This window comes from Streptomyces sp. SID13666 (genome assembly GCF_010548325.1).
Classification (GTDB): Bacteria; Actinomycetota; Actinomycetes; order Streptomycetales; family Streptomycetaceae; genus Actinacidiphila; species Actinacidiphila fildesensis.
The window spans coordinates 838,463-856,648 of the sequence record NZ_JAAGLX010000001.1; the positions used below are offsets into that span (position 1 = coordinate 838,463).

The 18,186-nt window shown below is 69.7% G+C and carries 17 protein-coding genes and 4 pseudogenes; 10 read left to right on the forward strand and 11 right to left on the reverse strand.

What is annotated here, in order from left to right; genetic code table 11:
* Nucleotides 1-11: 11 nt before the first annotated feature.
* The 3 genes from G3I60_RS04015 to G3I60_RS04025 form a co-directional block, all read right to left on the reverse strand.
* The gene (locus tag G3I60_RS04015) at nt 12-1,895 is read right to left on the reverse strand and encodes a glycoside hydrolase family 15 protein (RefSeq protein ID WP_164292194.1); all 1,884 of its coding nucleotides are present in this window, start codon (nt 1,893-1,895) and stop codon (nt 12-14) included.
* 72 nt (nt 1,896-1,967) lie between these two features.
* The gene (locus G3I60_RS04020) at nt 1,968-3,014 is read right to left on the reverse strand and encodes a glucose 1-dehydrogenase (protein ID WP_164292193.1); all 1,047 of its coding nucleotides are present in this window, start codon (nt 3,012-3,014) and stop codon (nt 1,968-1,970) included.
* A 442-nt stretch (nt 3,015-3,456) separates the two neighbouring features.
* Nucleotides 3,457-4,356 carry a helix-turn-helix transcriptional regulator gene (locus tag G3I60_RS04025; RefSeq protein WP_138351719.1) on the reverse strand — a complete coding sequence of 300 codons (900 nt, stop codon included), beginning with the start codon at nt 4,354-4,356 and terminating at the stop codon, nt 3,457-3,459.
* 270 nt (nt 4,357-4,626) lie between these two features.
* Between G3I60_RS04025 and G3I60_RS45035 the strand changes: the two are divergent.
* The 4 genes and pseudogenes from G3I60_RS45035 to G3I60_RS04040 all read left to right on the forward strand — a co-directional run.
* Nucleotides 4,627-4,860: pseudogene (locus tag G3I60_RS45035) on the forward strand (DUF2255 family protein); the annotation flags it as partial.
* A 3-nt stretch (nt 4,861-4,863) separates the two neighbouring features.
* Nucleotides 4,864-5,031: pseudogene (locus G3I60_RS45040) on the forward strand (IMP dehydrogenase); the annotation flags it as partial.
* A 241-nt stretch (nt 5,032-5,272) separates the two neighbouring features.
* Nucleotides 5,273-6,244, forward strand: a complete 972-nt coding sequence (locus G3I60_RS04035; protein ID WP_164292190.1) for an aldo/keto reductase — start codon at nt 5,273-5,275, stop codon at nt 6,242-6,244.
* 48 nt (nt 6,245-6,292) lie between these two features.
* Nucleotides 6,293-6,433 (forward strand): hypothetical protein, encoded by a 141-nt coding sequence (locus G3I60_RS04040; RefSeq protein ID WP_164292189.1) that lies wholly within the window; start codon nt 6,293-6,295, stop codon nt 6,431-6,433.
* A 305-nt stretch (nt 6,434-6,738) separates the two neighbouring features.
* Here G3I60_RS04040 and G3I60_RS04050 read toward each other — a convergent pair whose 3' ends face one another.
* Together G3I60_RS04050 and G3I60_RS04055 are read right to left on the reverse strand one after the other, a co-directional pair.
* Nucleotides 6,739-6,966, reverse strand: coding sequence for a hypothetical protein (locus G3I60_RS04050; RefSeq protein ID WP_164292080.1), 228 nt, complete (start codon nt 6,964-6,966; stop codon nt 6,739-6,741).
* A 210-nt stretch (nt 6,967-7,176) separates the two neighbouring features.
* Nucleotides 7,177-7,434 (reverse strand): hypothetical protein, encoded by a 258-nt coding sequence (locus tag G3I60_RS04055; protein WP_138351711.1) that lies wholly within the window; start codon nt 7,432-7,434, stop codon nt 7,177-7,179.
* An 894-nt stretch (nt 7,435-8,328) separates the two neighbouring features.
* On the opposite strand from G3I60_RS04055, the gene G3I60_RS04060 reads away from it, so the two are divergent.
* Both G3I60_RS04060 and G3I60_RS04065 read left to right on the forward strand, forming a co-directional pair.
* Nucleotides 8,329-9,546 carry an RICIN domain-containing protein gene (locus G3I60_RS04060; protein ID WP_203671962.1) on the forward strand — a complete coding sequence of 406 codons (1,218 nt, stop codon included), beginning with the start codon at nt 8,329-8,331 and terminating at the stop codon, nt 9,544-9,546.
* A 126-nt stretch (nt 9,547-9,672) separates the two neighbouring features.
* Nucleotides 9,673-10,413 (forward strand): DUF5701 family protein, encoded by a 741-nt coding sequence (locus tag G3I60_RS04065; protein ID WP_164292188.1) that lies wholly within the window; start codon nt 9,673-9,675, stop codon nt 10,411-10,413.
* A gap of 73 nt (nt 10,414-10,486) precedes the next feature.
* Here G3I60_RS04065 and G3I60_RS04070 read toward each other — a convergent pair whose 3' ends face one another.
* Nucleotides 10,487-10,969 (reverse strand): hypothetical protein, encoded by a 483-nt coding sequence (locus tag G3I60_RS04070; protein ID WP_138351709.1) that lies wholly within the window; start codon nt 10,967-10,969, stop codon nt 10,487-10,489.
* Nucleotides 10,970-11,099: 130 nt separating this feature from the next.
* Complete coding sequence (locus G3I60_RS04075; protein WP_164292829.1) at nt 11,100-11,456, reverse strand: helix-turn-helix domain-containing protein; 357 nt, start codon at nt 11,454-11,456, stop codon at nt 11,100-11,102.
* Nucleotides 11,457-11,596: 140 nt separating this feature from the next.
* Between G3I60_RS04075 and G3I60_RS04080 the strand changes: the two genes are divergently transcribed.
* From G3I60_RS04080 to G3I60_RS45045, 4 genes and pseudogenes are all read left to right on the forward strand, one after another.
* Entirely contained in the window at nt 11,597-12,169 is a 573-nt protein-coding gene (locus tag G3I60_RS04080) for a carboxymuconolactone decarboxylase family protein (protein ID WP_239069465.1), read from the forward strand.
* A gap of 44 nt (nt 12,170-12,213) precedes the next feature.
* Nucleotides 12,214-12,447 (forward strand): annotated as a pseudogene (locus tag G3I60_RS46685) (hypothetical protein); the annotation flags it as partial.
* Nucleotides 12,448-12,563: 116 nt separating this feature from the next.
* Complete coding sequence (locus tag G3I60_RS46240) at nt 12,564-13,133, forward strand: PhzF family phenazine biosynthesis protein (RefSeq protein ID WP_343240745.1); 570 nt, start codon at nt 12,564-12,566, stop codon at nt 13,131-13,133.
* Nucleotides 13,134-13,259: 126 nt separating this feature from the next.
* Nucleotides 13,260-13,481: pseudogene (locus tag G3I60_RS45045) on the forward strand (maleylpyruvate isomerase N-terminal domain-containing protein); the annotation flags it as partial.
* A gap of 108 nt (nt 13,482-13,589) precedes the next feature.
* Here G3I60_RS45045 and G3I60_RS04095 read toward each other — a convergent pair.
* From G3I60_RS04095 to G3I60_RS45055, 4 genes are all read right to left on the reverse strand, one after another.
* Nucleotides 13,590-14,138: a GNAT family N-acetyltransferase gene (locus G3I60_RS04095; RefSeq protein ID WP_164292186.1), complete on the reverse strand. Its 549-nt coding sequence runs from the start codon at nt 14,136-14,138 to the stop codon at nt 13,590-13,592.
* Nucleotides 14,139-14,225: 87 nt separating this feature from the next.
* The gene (locus G3I60_RS04100; protein ID WP_164292827.1) at nt 14,226-14,897 is read right to left on the reverse strand and encodes an IclR family transcriptional regulator; all 672 of its coding nucleotides are present in this window, start codon (nt 14,895-14,897) and stop codon (nt 14,226-14,228) included.
* Between the two features lie 308 nt (nt 14,898-15,205).
* Nucleotides 15,206-16,159, reverse strand: coding sequence for a hypothetical protein (locus tag G3I60_RS45050; RefSeq protein WP_239069466.1), 954 nt, complete (start codon nt 16,157-16,159; stop codon nt 15,206-15,208).
* 9 nt (nt 16,160-16,168) lie between these two features.
* Nucleotides 16,169-18,169: a LuxR C-terminal-related transcriptional regulator gene (locus tag G3I60_RS45055; RefSeq protein WP_343240743.1), complete on the reverse strand. Its 2,001-nt coding sequence runs from the start codon at nt 18,167-18,169 to the stop codon at nt 16,169-16,171.
* Nucleotides 18,170-18,186 lie beyond the last annotated feature (17 nt).

Sequence of the window (18,186 nt, forward strand, 5' to 3'; positions counted from 1 at the left end):
AGTGCGGGTCATCACTCCTGCAGGTCTTTCCACCGGTCGACCCAGGGGGCGTCGGCGCCGGGTTGGGCGTAAGCCAGGTTCAGCGCTGCTCCGATGACGCCGAGATGGCTGAAGCCCTGGGGGAAGTTGCCGAGTTGTTCTCCCGTGCCGGGGTCGATTTCCTCGGCCAGCAGTCCCAGGTCGTTGGCGCAGTCCAGGACACGGGTCAGATACGTCTCGGCGGCGTCGGTGCGGCCGGCACGGGCAAGGGCGGAGGCCATCCACAGTGTGCAGAAGACGAAGGTGCCCTCCTCGCCCTCCAAGCCGTCCTCGCCGAGGTAGCGGTAGACGTGGCCGTTGCGCGTCAGTTCGGCTTCGATGCGGTCGATCGTCGCCAGGATCCGGGGGTCGTCGGGCGGTAGGAAGCCCCGCAGGCCCACCTGGAGGGCAGAGGCGTCGAGCTCATCGTGTTCGAATGCCTGCAGGAAGGCACCGGTCTTCGGGTCCACCCCTCGGGTCTCCAGGGCGGTGCGCATCTCCTGGCGCGCGTCCTCCCAGCGCTCGCGCACCCCAGGGTCCTGGGTCAGTGCAGGGTTCAGGTCCAGGATGTGGAGACCGCAGTCCACGGCGAGCCAGGCCATCAACTTGGAGAAGACGAAGTGCCGCCGTCCTCCGCGGATCTCCCAGATCCCGTCGTCGACCTCCTGCCAACGCTTGATGTTCAGTTCCACCACGTCGCACAGGAAGGCGGCACTGCGCGGCGTCAGCGTGTGAGCACCGCGCAGCTTCAGGACGAGGAAGGCCGCAGCCAGCAGTTCGCCGTAGGTGTCGAGCTGGAACTGGTCCCAGGCGCCGTTCCCCACCCGTACCGGGCGCGACCCGCGGTAGCCGTTCAGATGGTCGAGGTCGACCTCATGGAGCAGCCGCTCCCCGCCGATGCCGTACATGATCTGCAGGTCCTCGGCCCGGCCGGCGGTGGTGCGCAGCAGCCAGTCCGCGAAGTGCTGGGCCTCTTCCAAGTAACCGATGGCGCCAAGAGCCGCGAGCATCGCTGCCGAGTCACGCAGCCAGGTGTAGCGGTAGTCCCAGTTGCGCTCGCCGCCGATCTCCTCGGGCAGCGAGGTGGTGGGCGCCGCGGCGAGGGCACCGGTCTCGTCGTAGATGAGCCCCTTGAGGACCAGGGCGCTGCGCACCACGGCGTCGCGGTGCGGGCCTTGGTAGGTGCACCGGGCGGCCCAGTTGGTCCAGAAGGCGACGGTCTCCGCCAATCGGCCGCTCAGGTCCGTGGGGGAGAGCCTGCGGACGGTCAGCGTCCCGGCCGCCGCGTAGGTGAGGGCGACGTAGGCCACCTGCCCCTGGGCCACGTTCGCACGGGACGTGCACATGCCGGTCCCGTCGGTGGACAGCGCCCCCAGTTCGCTCTGCAGGAGCAGGGAGTCGGGGCCACCGGTGACCACGGCCAGGTCCTCGCCCGGGAGTTCGATGAAGGGAGTGGTGAGCCCGTACTCGAATCTGGGGGCGAACTCCAGCAGCAGTTCCACGGTGCCTGTCTCGCCGCGCACGGTGCGCAGGAGCAGCCCGTCCGGGGGTCGGCGCTCGACGCGGCCCGGGCGGGTGAGGTCCTCGCGTACCGGCAGACAGTCGGTGACCGTCACAGCGCCGGTGGCGGTCTCGAAGCGGGTTTCCAGGACGTTGGTGTCCGGCAGGTAGCGCCGGGTGGTGGTGTACTCCGCGACCGGGGCGATGCGAAAGTAGCCGCCTCGTTCGCGGTCCAGGATCCGGGCGAAGACCGAGCGCTGGTCGAAGCGGTGGAAGCACGCCCACTCCACGGACGCGTCGCGGCCGACCAGAGCCACCGAGTGGCAGTCGCTGAGGAACGCGTAGTCGGAGATCGGGGGGAAGCCTGTCTCGGTCATGTCGATTCCTTTGCGCGATGGTCCGGCGGAAGGACATTTCTCGGGGGAGTGGATTCACGGGGAGAGCGATGGTCAAGCGGTGAAGTCGAGGATCACCTTGATGTCGTCCGGGTCCCGTTGCAGTGCTCGGACGATGTCGTGCGGAGCGAAGCGCCGTGTCACCAGACCCTCAAGCCAGCCCCGGTCCGCCCGGCTGAGTGCTCTGGCGGCCAGGTAGTAGTGGCGGCGGTTGGCGTTGACGGAGCCGAAGAGCGCGAGGTTGCGCAGGACGGCGGTGGTGGCGAGCCCGCTCTCGATGCCGCCGGCGGAGCGGTCGGTCAGCGACCCGACGCCGGTCAGGCACACGATGCCGCCGGGCGCCACCGCCTCGGCGGACTGCCGGATCAGCGCGGGCACCCCGGTGCACTCCACGACGATGTCCGGGCTCAGCCCCAGGTCCGCCACCGCCCCGTTGTGATAGCGAGCCCCGAGTGCCTCGACGAGCACGGGTTTGGGGCCACCCGTGACCCGGTCCATCACGTGAACCTCGAGCCCCCGCTGCCGAGCCAGCAGGGCAGCCAGCAGCCCGATCGGGCCGGCCCCCACCACCAGCACGGTGCGCGGGTCCCAGAACGTCCGGTGGCCGATGGCGTAGATGTGCTCCCACGCTTTGGCCACCACCGAGGCCGGCTCCAGCAGAACCCCCAGCACGCCCAGCTCCGGGTCCACCTTGACCAGGTAGTCGGGATCGCTGCGCCAGCGTTCGGCCATGAAACCGTCACGCTCCTTGATTCCATGCTCGGTGTACAGGCCGTTGGAGCACATGTCCCACTCACCGACCGCGCAGTTCGGGCACGGCAGCGGATCCGGCCGTCGCACGATGCCCACCACGAGGTCACCCACAGTCGGGCCACCCGCTGCGGCGTGGGCCACGCGGCCCAGTGACTCGTGCCCCAGGATCAGCCGGTCCTTGCCCGGCGGGGCGAACCCGTACTCGCCCCGCGCGATCTCGGCGTCCGTGCCGCACACCCCGACCGCGAGCGACTCCACCACGACCGACCCCAGCTCGGCCCCCGGCTCCGCGATGTCCGACAGCTCCACCGATCCGCTCTTTCCGGGTATCACCGTCACCGCGTGCATGGGCCGCCTCGATTCGCCTACCAATTCGCCGACTCGCCGAATTCCTCAGGAACCTGACTCAACCGCTTCGCGGAACCGGCCGACTCCGCAGCTGGTGGCCGCAGATGACAGCGGCCCGCTGGCCCCACGCTTCCGACGGAGCTTCGCGTTCGCTTGGCCGGGTGCGCCGTAGTCGCAGGGTCCGTGAAATCTCCGGAGTGAGGATTTCTGGACGTGGCCCGGCCTGGCGGGCACGACAGACAACGAGGTGTGACTGCGGCATCACCTGGATCGCCGTTCCCACGCCTCCACGATTCACTCTACGCCTCAACACGTCCGTCGTCGCGCTATCGGGCCCGTACCCCTGGTCGCCAGGCGGGCACCCACGGTCACCGACCTTTGTGATGCGCGAGGAGGAACGGCGCCCCGCACGCGCGCCCCGAGTTGTCTGCGGGCGACATGCTCAGCTGGTTTGGTCTCCTGTGTGGGCTTGGTGCTGGGCGGCGCCTTGTGGGGCGGTCATGTCGAGCAGGAGGACGGCGTCGTGGTCGGGGGTGCCGGGTTCGGCGGTGTAAACGCCGAGGCGGTGGCCGGGGGTGCCTTCGAGGGCCATGCCCTGGAAGGCGAGGGTGAGGGTGCCTACGGTGGGGTGTCGGAACGTCTTGGTGGTGTTCTTGCGGCCGGTGACCTCGTAGCGTTCCCATAGTCCGGCGAAGTCGGGGCTCTTGAGGAGTAGTTCGCCGACGAGGTGGGTGAGGTCGGGGGCATCGGGGTCGGTGCCGGCGAGGGCGCGTAGGCGGGCGACGCAGCCGCGGATCTGGTTGTCCCAGTTGGGGAAGACCTGGTGGGCGGCGGGGTGCAGGAACAGGTAGCGGGCGAGGTTGCGCTGGGTGGCGGGCCAGTCCTCCATCCCGGCGTACAGGGCAAGGCCGCCGGGGTTGTGGGCGAGGAGGTCCATGCTGCGGCTGACGACGTAGGCGGGATTCGGGCGGACGGCTTCGAGCAGCAGTCTCAGGTGGGGGCGCACGGTGCGGCTGGGTGCGGCGGCGGGCTGTCCGCCGTAGCGTGCGGCGCGCACGGCCAGGTCGCGTAGGTGCTGGTGTTCGGCGTCGTCGAGTTGGAGTGCGCGGGCGAGGGCGTCGACGACGGCGGGGCTGGGGCGGGTTTCCTTGCCGCGTTCCAGGCGGGTGTAGTAGTCGATGCTGACTCCGGCGAGCGTGGCCAGTTCCTCGCGTCGCAGCCCGGGGGTGCGGCGTACGCCGGGTCCGGGGGTCAGGCCGGCGGACTGGGGGCTGGTCTGGGTGCGGCGGGCGCGCAGGAAGCGCCCCAGTTCCTCGCCGCTGCTGTGCTGCTCGGGTGCCATGGCCCCATTTTCCCTCGGCCGCCACCGCGACACGCGGGTCCAGGGGGGCCCTGTCATGCCCCCGCTCGCCGTTCCCTGGCAGATCCCGGTCAGCCTGGCAGGGCGGCGCTGGGGCAGGCTCGAAGGTGCGCAGCGATGACCGTCGCCACACGGCGGCCGGCTCCCGGCAGCGCATCGCGCACGGCTGGCGGACCAGCCGCGCTCAGGTGACGGTGAACCGGGGCCGCCCCTCTGGGCACGGTCTCGCTGACGGACCCGAGAGGAGCGAGCATGGCGGACTGGGACGGTTCTGACCTGAAGAGGGCCGGTGCGGCCGAGGAACTGGACCTGTCGTCGCGGCGGGCGGACGGCTCGCTGCGGGCACCGGTGACGATGTGGGTGGTCCGCGCGGGCGATCACCTGTATGTGCGCTCGGTCAAGGGCACCGCGGGGCCCTGGTACCGGGGTGTGCAGTCCCGCCGCCAGGGCCGCATCCAGGTCGGCGGGGTGGAGCGAGGCGTCGCCTTCGGCGTCGCCCCCGCCCGCGCCTCCATCGACGAACTGATGCCGCACATCCTGGACGGCTCGATCCACCCCGGACGCGTCTTCGACCGCACCCTGCCCCTGGAAGACATCGCCGAGGGCTACCAGGCGATGAACGATCGCACCAGCCTCAAGGTGGCGATCCGCCCGTGACCGCCCCCGGATCCAACGACCAGGCCGCCGCCACCCACGAGCGGCTATTGCCCGGCCACGTATCCACTGGAAGGCCGGTCCACCACCACTCCCGTCACCCGGATGGCGCAGGGCCTGGCGGTGCAGAAGCAGATCGTCGGCGGCCAGGCCGTGGACGCGACCTTGCTGCTGCCACCGACTTCCCTGTCGGGGAATGACCATCCGCACTACAGCAGCCCGCCACCTGAACAGGAGAGCAACGATGCAGCACGTCAGCCTCGGAGACCTGGACGTCGCCCGGATCGGACTCGGTGCGATGGGGATGTCCCACGGTTACACCGGTGCCGGAACCGACGATGAGCAGTCGATCCGTACCATCCACCGTGCCCTGGAGCTGGGTGTCACCTTCATCGACACTGCCGAGGTGTACGGTCCCTACACCAACGAGGAACTGGTCGGCCGCGCTCTCAAGGGGCGCCGGGACCAGGTGGTGCTGGCCACGAAATTCGGACTGATCTCTTACACCGGTCGGCAGGGCGCGGACAGCGGCCCGGACAGCATTCGCACCGCGGTGGAGGGCTCGCTCAAGCGCCTGGGCACCGACCACATCGACCTGTACTACCAACACCGGGTGGACCCCGGCACGTCGATCGAGGAGACCGTCGGCGCGCTGGCCGAGCTGGTCGCGGAGGGCAAGATCGGGCACATCGGCCTGTCCGAGGCCGGGCCCGACACCATCCGCCGCGCGCATGCGGTGCATCCGGTGACCGCGGTCCAATCCGAGTACTCGCTGTTCACCCGTGATCCCGAGGCCCGGGTGCTGCCGGTGCTGCGCGAACTGGGCATCGGCTTCGTCCCGTTCTCGCCCCTGGGACGCGGGTTCCTGACCGGCACGATCCGCTCCACCGAGCAGTTCGATCCCACCGACTTCCGCGCCGACAACCCGCGGTTCAGCGGCGAGAACTTCCAGCACAACCTGCGCCTGGCCGACGAGGTCGCCGCCGTCGCCGCCCAGACAGGGGCAACCCCTGCCCAGGTCGCCCTGGCCTGGCTGCTGGCCCAGGGCGAGAACATCGCCCCCATCCCCGGAACCCGGCGCGTGGCCCGGCTGGAGGAGAACGCCGCAGCCGACGCAGTCCGGCTGACCGAGGAGCAGCTCGCCAGGCTGACCAGCCTGCCCCCAGCGGCCGGCGACACCCACAACGCGGCCCAGATGCGCATGATGGAGCGCTGAGCCTGCCGCAGTCACACGTGCCCTCCGTCTGAGAGCGAGGAGCACCCCGTGGCGTTCGTCAAGGCGCAGCCGACCGCGCTGATCGGCATCCGCGACGGCACCGCGCCCGACGCCGACGGCCCCGGGACCACCTGGCTGGAGCACATCACCGACCAGCGGTACAAGGCCGAACGCACCCGCAGCCACTGACCGCCGAACGCACCCGACGAGCTTGCGACCCTCGACGCGCTCGACACCGGCGTACGCGGCGGACCCGAACCCAAGGACATCACCCTGGAGACCTTCGGCCGGAACATCCCCGAAGCCTGAACAGCAGCAGCATCTCCGGACATCACCCTGGAACACGCCCCTCTGGAATGCGATCGCTCCACCGGCTCAACTGTCGGACGGGGTCCGCAATCGAGCCGGCTGACCAGCGAGAACTTGAGTCTGCGGAGAGTGAACGAGCCGTGCGCGCTCACCTCGTGGTCGGGTGGCTCCTGGTGTCAGCGCCGCTACCCTTCGCGGCTGTTCTGGTGACCCTCGGCCCGGGTGTTGGCGTTGTGGTTCTCCACGCTGTGAGGTTCGCTGTTGACCGATGCGTTCAGCAGATCGACGCCCGTCAACGGATGCAAGTTGTTCAGGGTGCCATCGGCAACACCGGCATGTGCACTGGGGGTGATCAGGGCAGCCACCACTCCCGTGGCAAGGGAAGCAACCGCAAGCATCATTCGTTTCTTCATGCCCACTCAACCGGCAACCACGTGTGTCGGTCACGGCACAGTTCACAGTCGGCCGAATCCACTGGGTGGCGCCGTGCCTCAGCTCGGCAGCGGCTGTGCTGGCGTCCTCACTGTCACCGCAGGTCAGAGCGCTCGGTGCGCCTGCCCGGGGTCCTGGCCCTGCTCGGGGCCGCTGATCGCGCCTACACCCCGGGCGGCACTGGCGACGTGCTAGTAACCCCAGCGCCCCCGGCTGCCGTCCTGGCGGCAGTGGATCATGCGCCCGTTCCCCGCATGCGTGGAGCTGCCGATGTCGGCGTTGCGGCAGAACTGGCCCGCGTTGTAGCAATTCCCCGCGTTGGAAACGATCTCGCACTCGGCGGGCGCGGGCTCTGTTGTCTGCGGGGCCTTGGTTGTGGGCCTCGGTGTGGCCTTGACCGTGTGCCGGGTCGTCGGGGCGGTGGTCGGCGTCTTCTGGCTGGTGCTCACGACGGGGGTGAGCGAAGGGGATGGCGCGGCGGTGGTCGAGAGAGACGGTGTCGGCGACGGGGAGGCGGTTGTCGGGACCGCCGAAGCAGTGGCCGAGGACGGGGCAGTGGCGGGTGCGTCGTTGGGGACCGGACCGCAGGCCACGGCGATCCCCGCCACCACCACGGCAACCAGCGCCCGTCCGACAGCTCCCCTGCGCCGTCGGCTCTTGATACCGCCATCCTTCATGTCGCCGTGGCTGTTGGTGTCGCTGTTTGGATCGGCGTTGCGCATCGGTACCCCCACCAGAAGCCGCCAGAGAAGGCACATCATATGAACGGCCGTCCGGCTCTGGCGGGTTTCGGTTGAATCGTGACCAACGCTCCATGTACGTCAGGATGCGCGGGTGACGGCCTGCTTGTCGGAGCCCGGCCATCAGGTTCTGGACGTTCACCCGCTACAGCGCCCCGGCCACCGCGACCACCCTCGCGGTCAGCGCCGCCTACATGTGGGTGCGCTACTGCGCCCTGACCTGCCCTCACCAATCCGAGAGCGGAGCAGATGCGCGTGCCGCTCAACGTGTGACGTCGTTGGCCGAATGTGATCGAGGGCTCTCGGGAGGAAAGCCCTTGCTTTCCGCCTTCGAGAAGTGAACTCAGTAGGGCGTCTTGACACCCCTGAAAGAACACTGGCTTCATGTGTTGCGGCACTTGGCGGACTGAACAATTCCGAGTGCCGAGCATTCCGGTTGCTGTTCTCGGCCGTCGCGTCGAGTGGCGGCGCGTCGTACCCCTCAGCCGTTCCTCGTGAGGGGAGCGCCATCCGCAAGTGTGGGAGCGCTCCCGCAACTGGTGTGCGGACCGCCCACCGTCCGGGTGCGGCAGCAGACCGTACCCGGTGACAGAAAGGAATTCCGTGTCCAGATCATTCGCGGGGCCACGCCAAGCGGCCGGGGCGGTGGCGAGCCTCCTGGCCGCCCTGCTGATGTGCGCACTGTCGCTGACCTTCGCGCCGTCCGCGTCCGCCAACACCACCATCTGCGACAAGACCGGCAGCATGGCGGTTTCGGGCGGCAAGTACATCGTCCAGAACAACGAGTGGGGTGACTCCATCCCGCAGTGCATCGACGTTTCGGACGACGGTTTCAAGGTCACCACGGGGTGGCACAACGTGGGCACCAGCGGCGCGCCGGCGGCCTATCCATCGATCTACGCCGGCTGTCACTACGGCAATTGCTCCTCGGGCAACGGCCTGCCGCTGCAGGTGTCGTCGTTCGCCAACCCGCAGTCCAGCGTCGACTTCTCCACCGCCGACGGGCAGTGGGACGCCGCCTACGACCTGTGGTTCGACACCAATCCCAATCCGGCGGGCCAGAACAACGGCGCTGAAATCATGATCTGGGCCAACCACTCCGGTCCTCCGTCGCCGGCCGGCTCCAAGGTGGGGACCGTCTGGTTGGAAGGCGCCAACTGGGACGTGTGGAAAGGCCGGTTCGGTGACAACGGCAGCATCGGCTGGAACGTCGTGTCCTACGTCCGTCAGCAGCCCACCAACGCAATCTCGGTGAGCATCAAGGACTTCACCACTGACTCGATCGCTCGCGGCTACATGTCGCCTGCGTGGTACATGACCAGTGTGCAGTTCGGCTTCGAGCCGTGGGTCGGCGGCCCCGGACTGGCCGTCAACTCCTTCTCCTACACCTCCAACGGCTCGGGTGGCGGTGGTGGAGGCGGTGGCGGCGGTACACCGGGCACGATCGTGGGACAGGGCAGCGGCCGCTGCCTGGACCTGAAGGACTGGAGTGCCACTGACGGCACCGCCGTCCAGTTGTGGGACTGCGGCACGGGCTGGAACCAGAAGTGGACACCGGCCAACGGCGCCCTCACCAACCCGCAGTCGGGCAAGTGCCTCGACGTATCCGGAGGTTCCACGGCGAACGGCGCCCGCGTCCAACTCTGGTCGTGCAACGGCACCGGCGCCCAGAAGTGGCAGACCAACGGCAACGGCACGATCACGAACCCGCAATCCGGCAAGTGTCTGGACGCCGGTGGTTCAGCCAACGGCGCGTTGCTGCAGATCTGGGACTGCAACGGCAGCGGCACCCAGGCCAATCAGGTGTGGACGTTGAAGTAGCGCCCCGGTCAGGCATCGAGAGCCGCGGTGCCTGACCGTCCCGATCGGCCGGCAGGGGTGGGGAATGTTCCGGCGGGCCGCCTCGTTCACCCTGGGCTCGTCCACGTCGCTATCCCTGGGAGCATCGTGCCCGAAACCATCCCCGTCACCTCCACCGTTCTCCCGGTACTGCCGCCCTTGAGCGTGCAGGCCGAGCGTCTGATCGAGCTGGGGGTGCATGAGATCGCTGGGCTGCCCGCCGCCGAGCTTCGTATGTTCGCGGAGGCAGCGGGGGCAGCCGAAGCCGCCGAGGGTGCTGCGTCCGGCGATGGCGCCCTACTCGCGGTTCATCCGCACCAAGCCCCTGCCTCCGCCCTGGCGCCGCTGCTCGGCCGCGACGGCAAGCCGGGTTTCGTCGTCACCGACATGCCCGACGTCGACTTCTTCACCCCGCTGGAGACGGTCGCAGTGCCCGACGCTCCCCTCTACCTCCTCACGGGCCTCGACCGCGGTGACCGGATGGTCAACTGGAGCCCGAACGAGGCGCTGCCCGCCCTCACCGAACAGGCCCGCACCCCGCTGGTGCTCACTGAGGGCATCCACTGGGTGATGCAGCAGCCCGCCGTCCTGGAGCGCAATCACTGCTTCATGACCATCGGCTCGCGGCTGCGTAAATCCAACGGCGCCCTGGACGCCCGTACCCCGGCTGTCTGGATCAGCAACGGCACCGGGCGGGACGGCCGCGAGCGCCGTAACGCCCCCAAGGTCGGCTGGTGTTGGGCGGGCAACCGGCACACCTGGTTGGGCTTCGCCTCCGCAACAGCCCGGGTCCAGGGCCCGTATCGGGTCCTGATCCATCACGATTCCGCGGGAGGTGCCCGACGTTGACGCGCGAAGCGGCGTGAGTGGGGGCGCCCGGTGCTCGCCGGGCGCCCTCGTCGGGGTCCCCTGTACTCAGCCCTCAGCCGCGTACCGGCATGATTCCGTGGAGCCGTCGGGGTTTGGGGGCGTCCAGCATGGTGACACCGTTGTAGCGGCGGCCCTGGACGAAGAGCACGGGAGCGGCGACGAACGTGACGAAGATCGAGGCGACGCTGACGGGGAACAGGACCGGGAGCGACTGGCCCTCGGGCAGGGTGCGGCCGCCCTCGTGGATGGCGTAACCGAACGCCGCGAAGAAGACGATGACGCTCAGGGCGGCCAGGACCAGCAGGACAGCGCTGGTTCGGCGGGTACGGGCCTCCGTGCGGACCTCGGCCAGCAGGGAGGCGTCGCACACGGGGCAGGTCAGCTCGACGCTCTGCTTGCCCGACGCCGGCCGGCGCACCCGGTTCAGGCTGTCCTGCCAGGTGATCCTGCGGGTCCGGGTGAGAAAGCCGGTCGTCCGGTCACTGAGGATGTGGCGCACCGCGACTTCCACGGTGCCTGGTATCGGTCTGTTCATGTCCCTGCAGCCCCCTCCGTCGCACGCCCCGATGTGGGTGCGCAAGGAACACAGTGTCGGGTTCGCGACGCGGGGATCAACAGCTCGCGAAAGGCTTTGCCTTGGCCATGCCTTCGGGGTGGGCGGGCTCTCAGTCTCTCTCCGGCGGCCGGCCCGTGTGGTCGACCCGCTCATCCTGGTCCTGGTCCTGGTCCTGGTTCTGGTCCTGGTCGTGTTTCTGTTTCTGCTTCTGCGCCCAGGTGTTCGCCCACTGGTCGAGCGGGGCGAGGGCGCGGCCGAGGTCTGCTCCGGTGGGGGTGAGTTCGTAGCCGTCGGCCGAGGGGGTGATGATCCCGCTGGACGTGAGCTCGCGCAGTCGCTGGTACAGGACGCTGGAGGACAGGCCTTCGCACTGCGCGAGCAGGGCGCGGGCGCCGATCGGGCCCGCGCGCAGTTCCCAGAGGATGCGCAGCGCCCAGCGGCGCCCGAACAGGTCCATCGCGGCCATGATCGGCCGGCCGGTCGACGAACCGCGGACCGGTCCGCCCGGGCGGGGTGTCGGCATGAAGCTCCTTGTGTTTCGTTATTCGAAACACTAGCATCGTCCACCCCTGCTTCTGCATCCGGATCAGCACAACGGGAGGACCGATGGCACGGATCGAGCCGCTGGAGCCGCCGTACACCGATGAGGTCGGCGCACAACTCGGGCGCATGATGCCTGCGGGTGCTCCGCCGATCGGGCTGTTCCGGATGTTCGCCAGGAATCCGCCGATGACCGGCGCCATGCATGGATGGGGCCGCTACGAGCTGAGCAGGCAGCTGACGTTGAGCTTGCGGGAGCGGGAGATCGTCATCGACCGGACGTGCGCGCGGTGCGGCTGCGAGTACGAGTGGGGCGTGCACGTGATGACGTACGCCGACCGGGTCGGCCTCACCCGTGAGCAGACGGCGTCCCTCGTCCACGGCGGAGCCACCGACGCGTGCTGGGCGTCCGAGCGGGAACGGCTGCTCATCCTCGCCGTCGACAGCCTGCACGAGCGCTCCGACATCGACGACGCGTTGTGGGCTCGGCTCGCATCGGCCTTCGACGACCTCCAGTTGATGGACCTGCTCCTGCTGTGCGGCTGGTACCACGCCATCAGCTTCGCCGCGCGGGCGGCGCGCCTGCCGCACGAACCCGGCGCGCCACGCTTCGCCGACGTCGTCCCCCGCACCCGATGAGCAGCCCTTCCCGTCCACCGGCGGCCCGCACGGGTCTGCCGGCCATGACCGTGCACGCGTGCCTGCGCGAGGGCGGTGGCGGAAGCCCGACCGCGGTTGTGGACGAGGCATCATCATCTCCGTCCGGCCACCTGTTGACCGATGACGAGCGCCGCGCGGTACCCGCCCTGGCCGGCACCTCCCACGCGGCTTTCCTCTCGCAGGACGGCGAACGGGCGGCCGGGAGCGGGGACGACCGGCCCGTGGTCACCGTGCGTTTCTTCACCGCTGAGGGGGAGTTGCCCGCGTGCGGTCACGGCACCGTGGCCGCCTTGGCCTTCCTCGCTCAGCGCGCGGGGGGCAGGGAGTACCAGGCAGCCCTGCGCGTGGCCGGCGCGTCGTCGAGGGTCGCGCAGTGTGCGGGGCGTCATCTGTCGAGGCCGCCTTCGAGGCGGGGCCGGTCGGCCTGCGTGAGCCCACATCAGGTGAACTCGCGCTGCTCCTGCCCGCTCTGGGACTCCGCACGGCGGTCGCCTCCGGAGCGTGCATCGCCACGCTGGGACGTCCGCGGCTCCTCCTGCCTCTTCCCACCCGCTCCGCTCTCGCCGTCCTGAGCCCGGACCTCGACCGGCTCGCCGCCGCTTGTGATCGCCTGGGCCTGCTGGGCGCGTTCGTCCACGCCCCGATATCGCCCTCGGGGCGGGTCGCGGCCCGCATGTTCGCCCCATCGATCGGCGTACCGGAGGACATCGTCAACGTGAACAGCTCCGCCTGCCTGGCCGCCCACCTGCTCGGCCGTCAGGGCACCACCGGGATCACCGTCGACATGGGCGATGCGCTGGGCCGTCCCTCCACCGTCACCGCCGCCGCACGCCGCACTTCGTCGGGCCCGATGGTCGAGGTCAGGGGCACCGCAAGGATCGGGCATGTGCTCCGATTGCCGGAACGGTTGGTTCCTCCCGGCGGGCGAACAGTCCGGCCCTGAACCCCAAAGCCCGTCCCCGTGACGACCACCGCACCGTGGCCCGACGTAGGGGCGAAGCCGTCGCCTTCTCCGACGCAATACGATCAACTTCCCTGAACCGACGCCATGATGAAGGGGGAGCCGCGAATGCTGAACTACAACATCGATGTCTCCGACGTGGACTACGACCTCGTGCTGTCGGACCTGACTGCCGAAGGGGACCAGCTCGACGCCCTGGTGGCCGCCGGGGGCGACTGGACCCGGCCCACGCCGGCCGTGGGCCGGACGATCGCGCACCAGATCGCTCACCTCCGCGCGGCGGATGCGAACGTGCTGGTCGTCCTGCGTACGCCCGGCGCGTTCGACGCGGTGACACCGTCACCAAGGCCGTTTCACATCTCGGGCCACACTGACGGAGGACCACAGGACCTGGGTGCGCTCAGCCCGGGCTGAGGGCTGTGACCACGGAAGGAATGCCTAGACCTCGGGAAGGGAAGGATCGGGCGTCCAGGGAGATGGTGCGGTGACGGACCAGCGTTCGTGGTCGCGCCAGGCTCCGTCGATGTAGAGATAGGCGGGCGACAGACCTTCGTAACGAAAGCCCAGGCGCTGGACCAAGGACAAAGACGCCTTGTTCGCCGGCTGGATGCTCGCCTCCAGCCGGTGGAGCCGCAGGTCGTTGAAGGCGTGCTGCAGGGCCAGGGTGAGCCCTTCGGTCATGTAACCCCGTCCCGCAGACGGGGCGAAAGCCGCATAGCCGAGGGACGCGCCCTGGTAGCGGCCCCGGATGATCGAGTTGATGTTGACCATGCCGGCAGCTGCACCGGTCTCCTGAACGCGGATCACCAAGCCCAGGTTTGTGCCGTCGCTGAAACGGTGCATCCAGCCCTGGAACTCCTCTGCGGTCGCGGGCAGTTGCATCCACGGCGAATGGAGGTCGGTGCTGGCCCGCACGAGCGAGCAGAACTCATCCTCGTCGGAGAGGGTGAGCGGGCACAGTTCAACCCGTGACGGCATATTGGACATGGGCCAATGTTAGGACCTCACGCCTGCGAGCTCATAGTCGAGGTCGTTCGGGCTCAGGACCGCCGAGGGTCGCTGCGCTGTCGGTTCTCACCGGCCGCGCAGACCGGCGCTGATCGCCCTGCCGGTCAGGCGGACGGCGTCGGCAAGGTGTTCCAGGTTCTGTGCGGGATCGGTCAGGACGCACAAGGAGGCCACCGGGACACCGCCCGCGCTGTGCAGAGGCACGGCCACACAGCACACCCCCGCGGTCACCTCCTCCCGGTCGAACGCGACACCGTGGTCCCGGATCTCCGCCGCCTCCCGGCGCCAGGCCGCAGGGAGCGGGTCGAGCGGGAGGGCGGGGTGTGCTCCGGACACAAGGACCTTTCCCGCCGCGGTGAACCACGGCAGGGGCGTACCCCTTCGGGGCGGAGCCAGGGCATTGTCCCCGCCGGAGGCCCAGTGCATGACGAGGGTCTGTCCTTCCCACAGCACGCTGATCCCCACTGTCGTGCTGGTGACTGCCGCCAGGCGGCGGACCGGCTCCCTCGCCGCGGCCCGCAGTCCGGGATGCGGCTGCCATTCCTGCCCCAACCGGAACATCCGCGGACCCATGCGGTACCCCGAGCCGCAGCGCTGGACGGCGCCCAGTTCGATCAACTGCTCCAGAAGCCGGTACGTGGTCGACTTGGGCAGGCCGCTCTGCGCTGCCAACTGGGTCAGCCGCGCCTCCCCGGCCCGGTCCACCGCCTCCAACAGCCCGAAGGCGCCCTGCAGCACGCCCCGCCCGCCGTCCTCCGGCGGCGATGGAGCCGGTCTGTCCAGGAAATCGTTCGACTGCCTCACCGATGGGCCCCCGTTTTCGTCATCGTCTCGCCGGATCCACCCTGAGTCGGATCCGGTCACCCGACATCCGTGGCCGCCACGGACCGAGGATTCCGTGGTGGCCACGGACGCCCGCCTCGTACGTGGGGACGCACGCTCCCGCACACAGGTGGATCGGGGACCTGCGCCGAAGAGCGGAGACGCGAATGATCACAACAACCGGAACCGCCGAGCGCTGTGCCCCGGCACCGGGACGGACGAACCTATGACGGCCTGTCGACGGTCTTCCCCGCATCCCGTGGGCCGGCCCCGGAAGCCGGACCGGTTGGAGGCCGGGCCGTCGCCGTCGCGCCCATCGTTGCCAGCACGGCCTCGCCCTGTGCCTGCTGCTCTCCGCCGAGGAGAACGAGCGTGCGGGCCCACTGGTAGCGGCACCCGGCATCGGCAAGGGCTGTGGCCGAGATGGCCAATGCGTCGCGGCCGCCGTCGCGCCCGTTCACGGCCGCCGCACGGTCGACGATGGCGGCCGCGATCGCGTTGCCGGCTGTGGCCGGGCGTGCGCGCTGGATGCGGGCTGCGGCGTCCTCGTTCCCGGACATGACGGCGGACTCGGCCCACAGGGCGGCGTACCAGGTGCGCCACACGCTGTCGGCCCAATGGTTCAAGTCCTCCGGGGGCGTGTCCAACACCTGCACCGCCTGCTGGGGGAGGCCGCGGTGCAGCAGGACCAAGGCGTCGAAGACTTCTCCGCAGCGATGAAGTTCCGCCGTCGAGCCGGGCGTCCTGAGGGTGTTCACGATGTCCAGCCACTCAGCCCGGGCGTCGTCGTTCCCACGCAGCCCGTGGACCGTCGCCGCCGCGTACGCGGGACCGCTGAGGTTGCCGGCACGAGGCCGACCGGCTCGCTCCCATCCCTCGCGGAATCGCTGCGCCAGTGTGACCGTCTCGTCCCAGTCGCCCGCGAGTGCTGTGACGACGATCAGCCGCCGTGTCGCCAGGTGTCCCTCCTCGCGGTAGAACGGCAGATCCCGCAGGCGCTCGGCATGGGCTCTTGCGGCTCGTAGGTCACCGGCAGCGACGGCGCAGTTGCAGGCCATGCCGAGCGCGTCGAAGAGCTCCAACGCAGATGCGGCCGTCACGGGCATCGGGGCCAGCAGTTCGGTGCGGTGCAACGCGCCGGCCGCCGCGCCACCGACGTCGCCGCGAACCAGCCGCACGGTCGTGAGCTAGTCGAACACGGCGCTCTGGATCAGCGGGTCGTCGACGCGGCGGGCCAGTGTGAGCGCGCGCTCGATCAGCTCGGCGGTGACCGGATCGGCCGGTGAGCTGTTACATGCCTCAGCGGTGAGCAGCCGGACCTGCGCGGCCAGGTCGTCGCCGGCCAGCGACCACCCCTCGGCGATCAGCGCTTCCACCTCCCCGACCGCGGGCCCGGTTGCCATGAGCCCGGGGACGCGGTTGATCAGCTCGGCGTTCCGGGCGAGGTCACCGGCTGCGCCGGCCCGGTCGCCGGCGCGCAGGGCCGCGTCGGCCGCGGCCCTGCGCAACCGCAGTGCCTCGTTGCCGGCATGTCGTGACTCGGCGGCACCCGCGGCGCCGCGCAAGGCATCGGCGGTGGCCAGGTCGTCCGCGGCAAGTTCGGCCGCCTGCTGGTAGCGCCGCTGCGACTCACCGGGCAGACCCCGGATGAAGCTCAGTTCGGCCAATCCGATGGCCAACCGGTATGCGTCGGGGTGGTATTCGGTATTGCCTGCTGCCCAGGCCAGGGCACTCCGCAGTTCGTCGGCGACCAGATCGTAGGCAACGCGCCAGGAGGTGACGGGCTCGTGGGAGGTGACCTGGAGCTCCGTGCTTTCGTCCAGACACCACTGGAGGTGGCGTGAGAGCGCCTCGACCGACTCGCCTGCCTCGTCGAGCCGCTCCGCACCGTACTGACGGATCGTTTCCAAGGCGCGGTAGCGCGTCCCACCGGGCTCGGCGATGGCGATCAGCAAGCTCTGGTCCGCGAGCCCGGCCAGGACGGTTGCCATGGCGCCGGCCGACACCGGCGGCCAACCGGCCAGTACCGTTGCCGCGGCGCCGGCGGTGAACGGGCCGGTGAATACCGAGATCCGGCGCAACACCGCCTGATCGGGGTCGGCCAGCAGCACGTAACTCCAGTCGAGCGTCAAGCGCAACGAACGGTGCCGGTCATCGATCCGTGGTCCGCCGGTCAGCAGCCGCAGCCGGTCGGCCAGCCCGGTTTCGAGCCCGTCGAGCCCGAGCGAGGCGTACCGGGCAGCGGCCAGTTCGATCGCCAGCGCCATGCCGTCGAGGCTCCGACACACAGCGGCGATGCGCTTCTTGTCGACGGACACCGGCAGGCTCCCGCCGGCCGCAGCCCGCCCGAGAAACAGCTCGACCGCGTCACCCGGGCCGCCGTCGGCGGCCTCGATGGACAGCCCGGGCACCGGAAAGACCCGTTCGAAGGGCACCAGCAACCTGGCGCGGCTGGTGGCGAGCACCGTCATCCGGGGGCCGGCGGCGAGCAGCCGCTCCAGCAGAACCGCCACACCCTCCAGCAGGTGCTCGCAGTTGTCCAGCACGAGCAGCGTTTCCCGGCCGGCCATCCAGCCGACGACGTGGTCCGTCGCCGAGAGGCCCTGACTCTCCCCGAGGCCGAGCGCGTCCGCAATCGCCGACGCGATCATCAAGGGGTCAACCGTCGGAACCAGGTTGACGTACCACACGCCGTCGGCGAAGCGGTCGTTCGCGTCAGCAGCGACGCTCAGGGCCAGGCGGGTCTTGCCGACCCCGCCCGGCCCGACCGCTGTGACCAGTCGATGCTCGTACAGCGCTCGGGAGAGCGCCGCACGCTCGGCCACCCGTCCCACGAACGATGTCAACGGTGACGGCAGTGCGGCGACTGCGGTGCGCGTGCCCGCCGTTCCGGAGTGCTGGTTCGCGGATACGGCGGCCAGGGCGCGGCGATCGTCCACCTGAAACTTGCGCAGCAACGAGGAGACATGACTCTCGACGGTACGGACGGAGATGAACAGCCGAGCCGCGATCTCGGCGTTGGTCAGATGTTCGCCGAGCGCGGCAAGGACCTCGGCCTCACGGGCCGAGACGCCTACCTCGGGAGGTGTCCCCTGATTGGCCACGTTCAGATTGTGCACATGGGTGGGGCGAATGACGCAGGGGTTCGGCCAGAGCGAGCATGCGGTGCACCGAAATCCGGCCGACACCCGGTGTGCGCCGCGGT

Coding starts and splice junctions, on each gene's coding strand:
- G3I60_RS04015 (WP_164292194.1), bottom strand. CDS start 1,895: ATGACCGAGACAGGCTTCCCCCCGATCTCCGACTACGCGTTCCTCAGC.
- G3I60_RS04020 (WP_164292193.1), bottom strand. CDS start 3,014: ATGCACGCGGTGACGGTGATACCCGGAAAGAGCGGATCGGTGGAGCTG.
- G3I60_RS04025 (WP_138351719.1), bottom strand. CDS start 4,356: ATGGCACCCGAGCAGCACAGCAGCGGCGAGGAACTGGGGCGCTTCCTG.
- G3I60_RS04035 (WP_164292190.1), top strand. CDS start 5,273: ATGCAGCACGTCAGCCTCGGAGACCTGGACGTCGCCCGGATCGGACTC.
- G3I60_RS04050 (WP_164292080.1), bottom strand. CDS start 6,966: ATGAAGAAACGAATGATGCTTGCGGTTGCTTCCCTTGCCACGGGAGTG.
- G3I60_RS04070 (WP_138351709.1), bottom strand. CDS start 10,969: ATGAACAGACCGATACCAGGCACCGTGGAAGTCGCGGTGCGCCACATC.
- G3I60_RS04075 (WP_164292829.1), bottom strand. CDS start 11,456: ATGGCCGCGATGGACCTGTTCGGGCGCCGCTGGGCGCTGCGCATCCTC.
- G3I60_RS04080 (WP_239069465.1), top strand. CDS start 11,597: ATGGCACGGATCGAGCCGCTGGAGCCGCCGTACACCGATGAGGTCGGC.
- G3I60_RS04095 (WP_164292186.1), bottom strand. CDS start 14,138: ATGTCCAATATGCCGTCACGGGTTGAACTGTGCCCGCTCACCCTCTCC.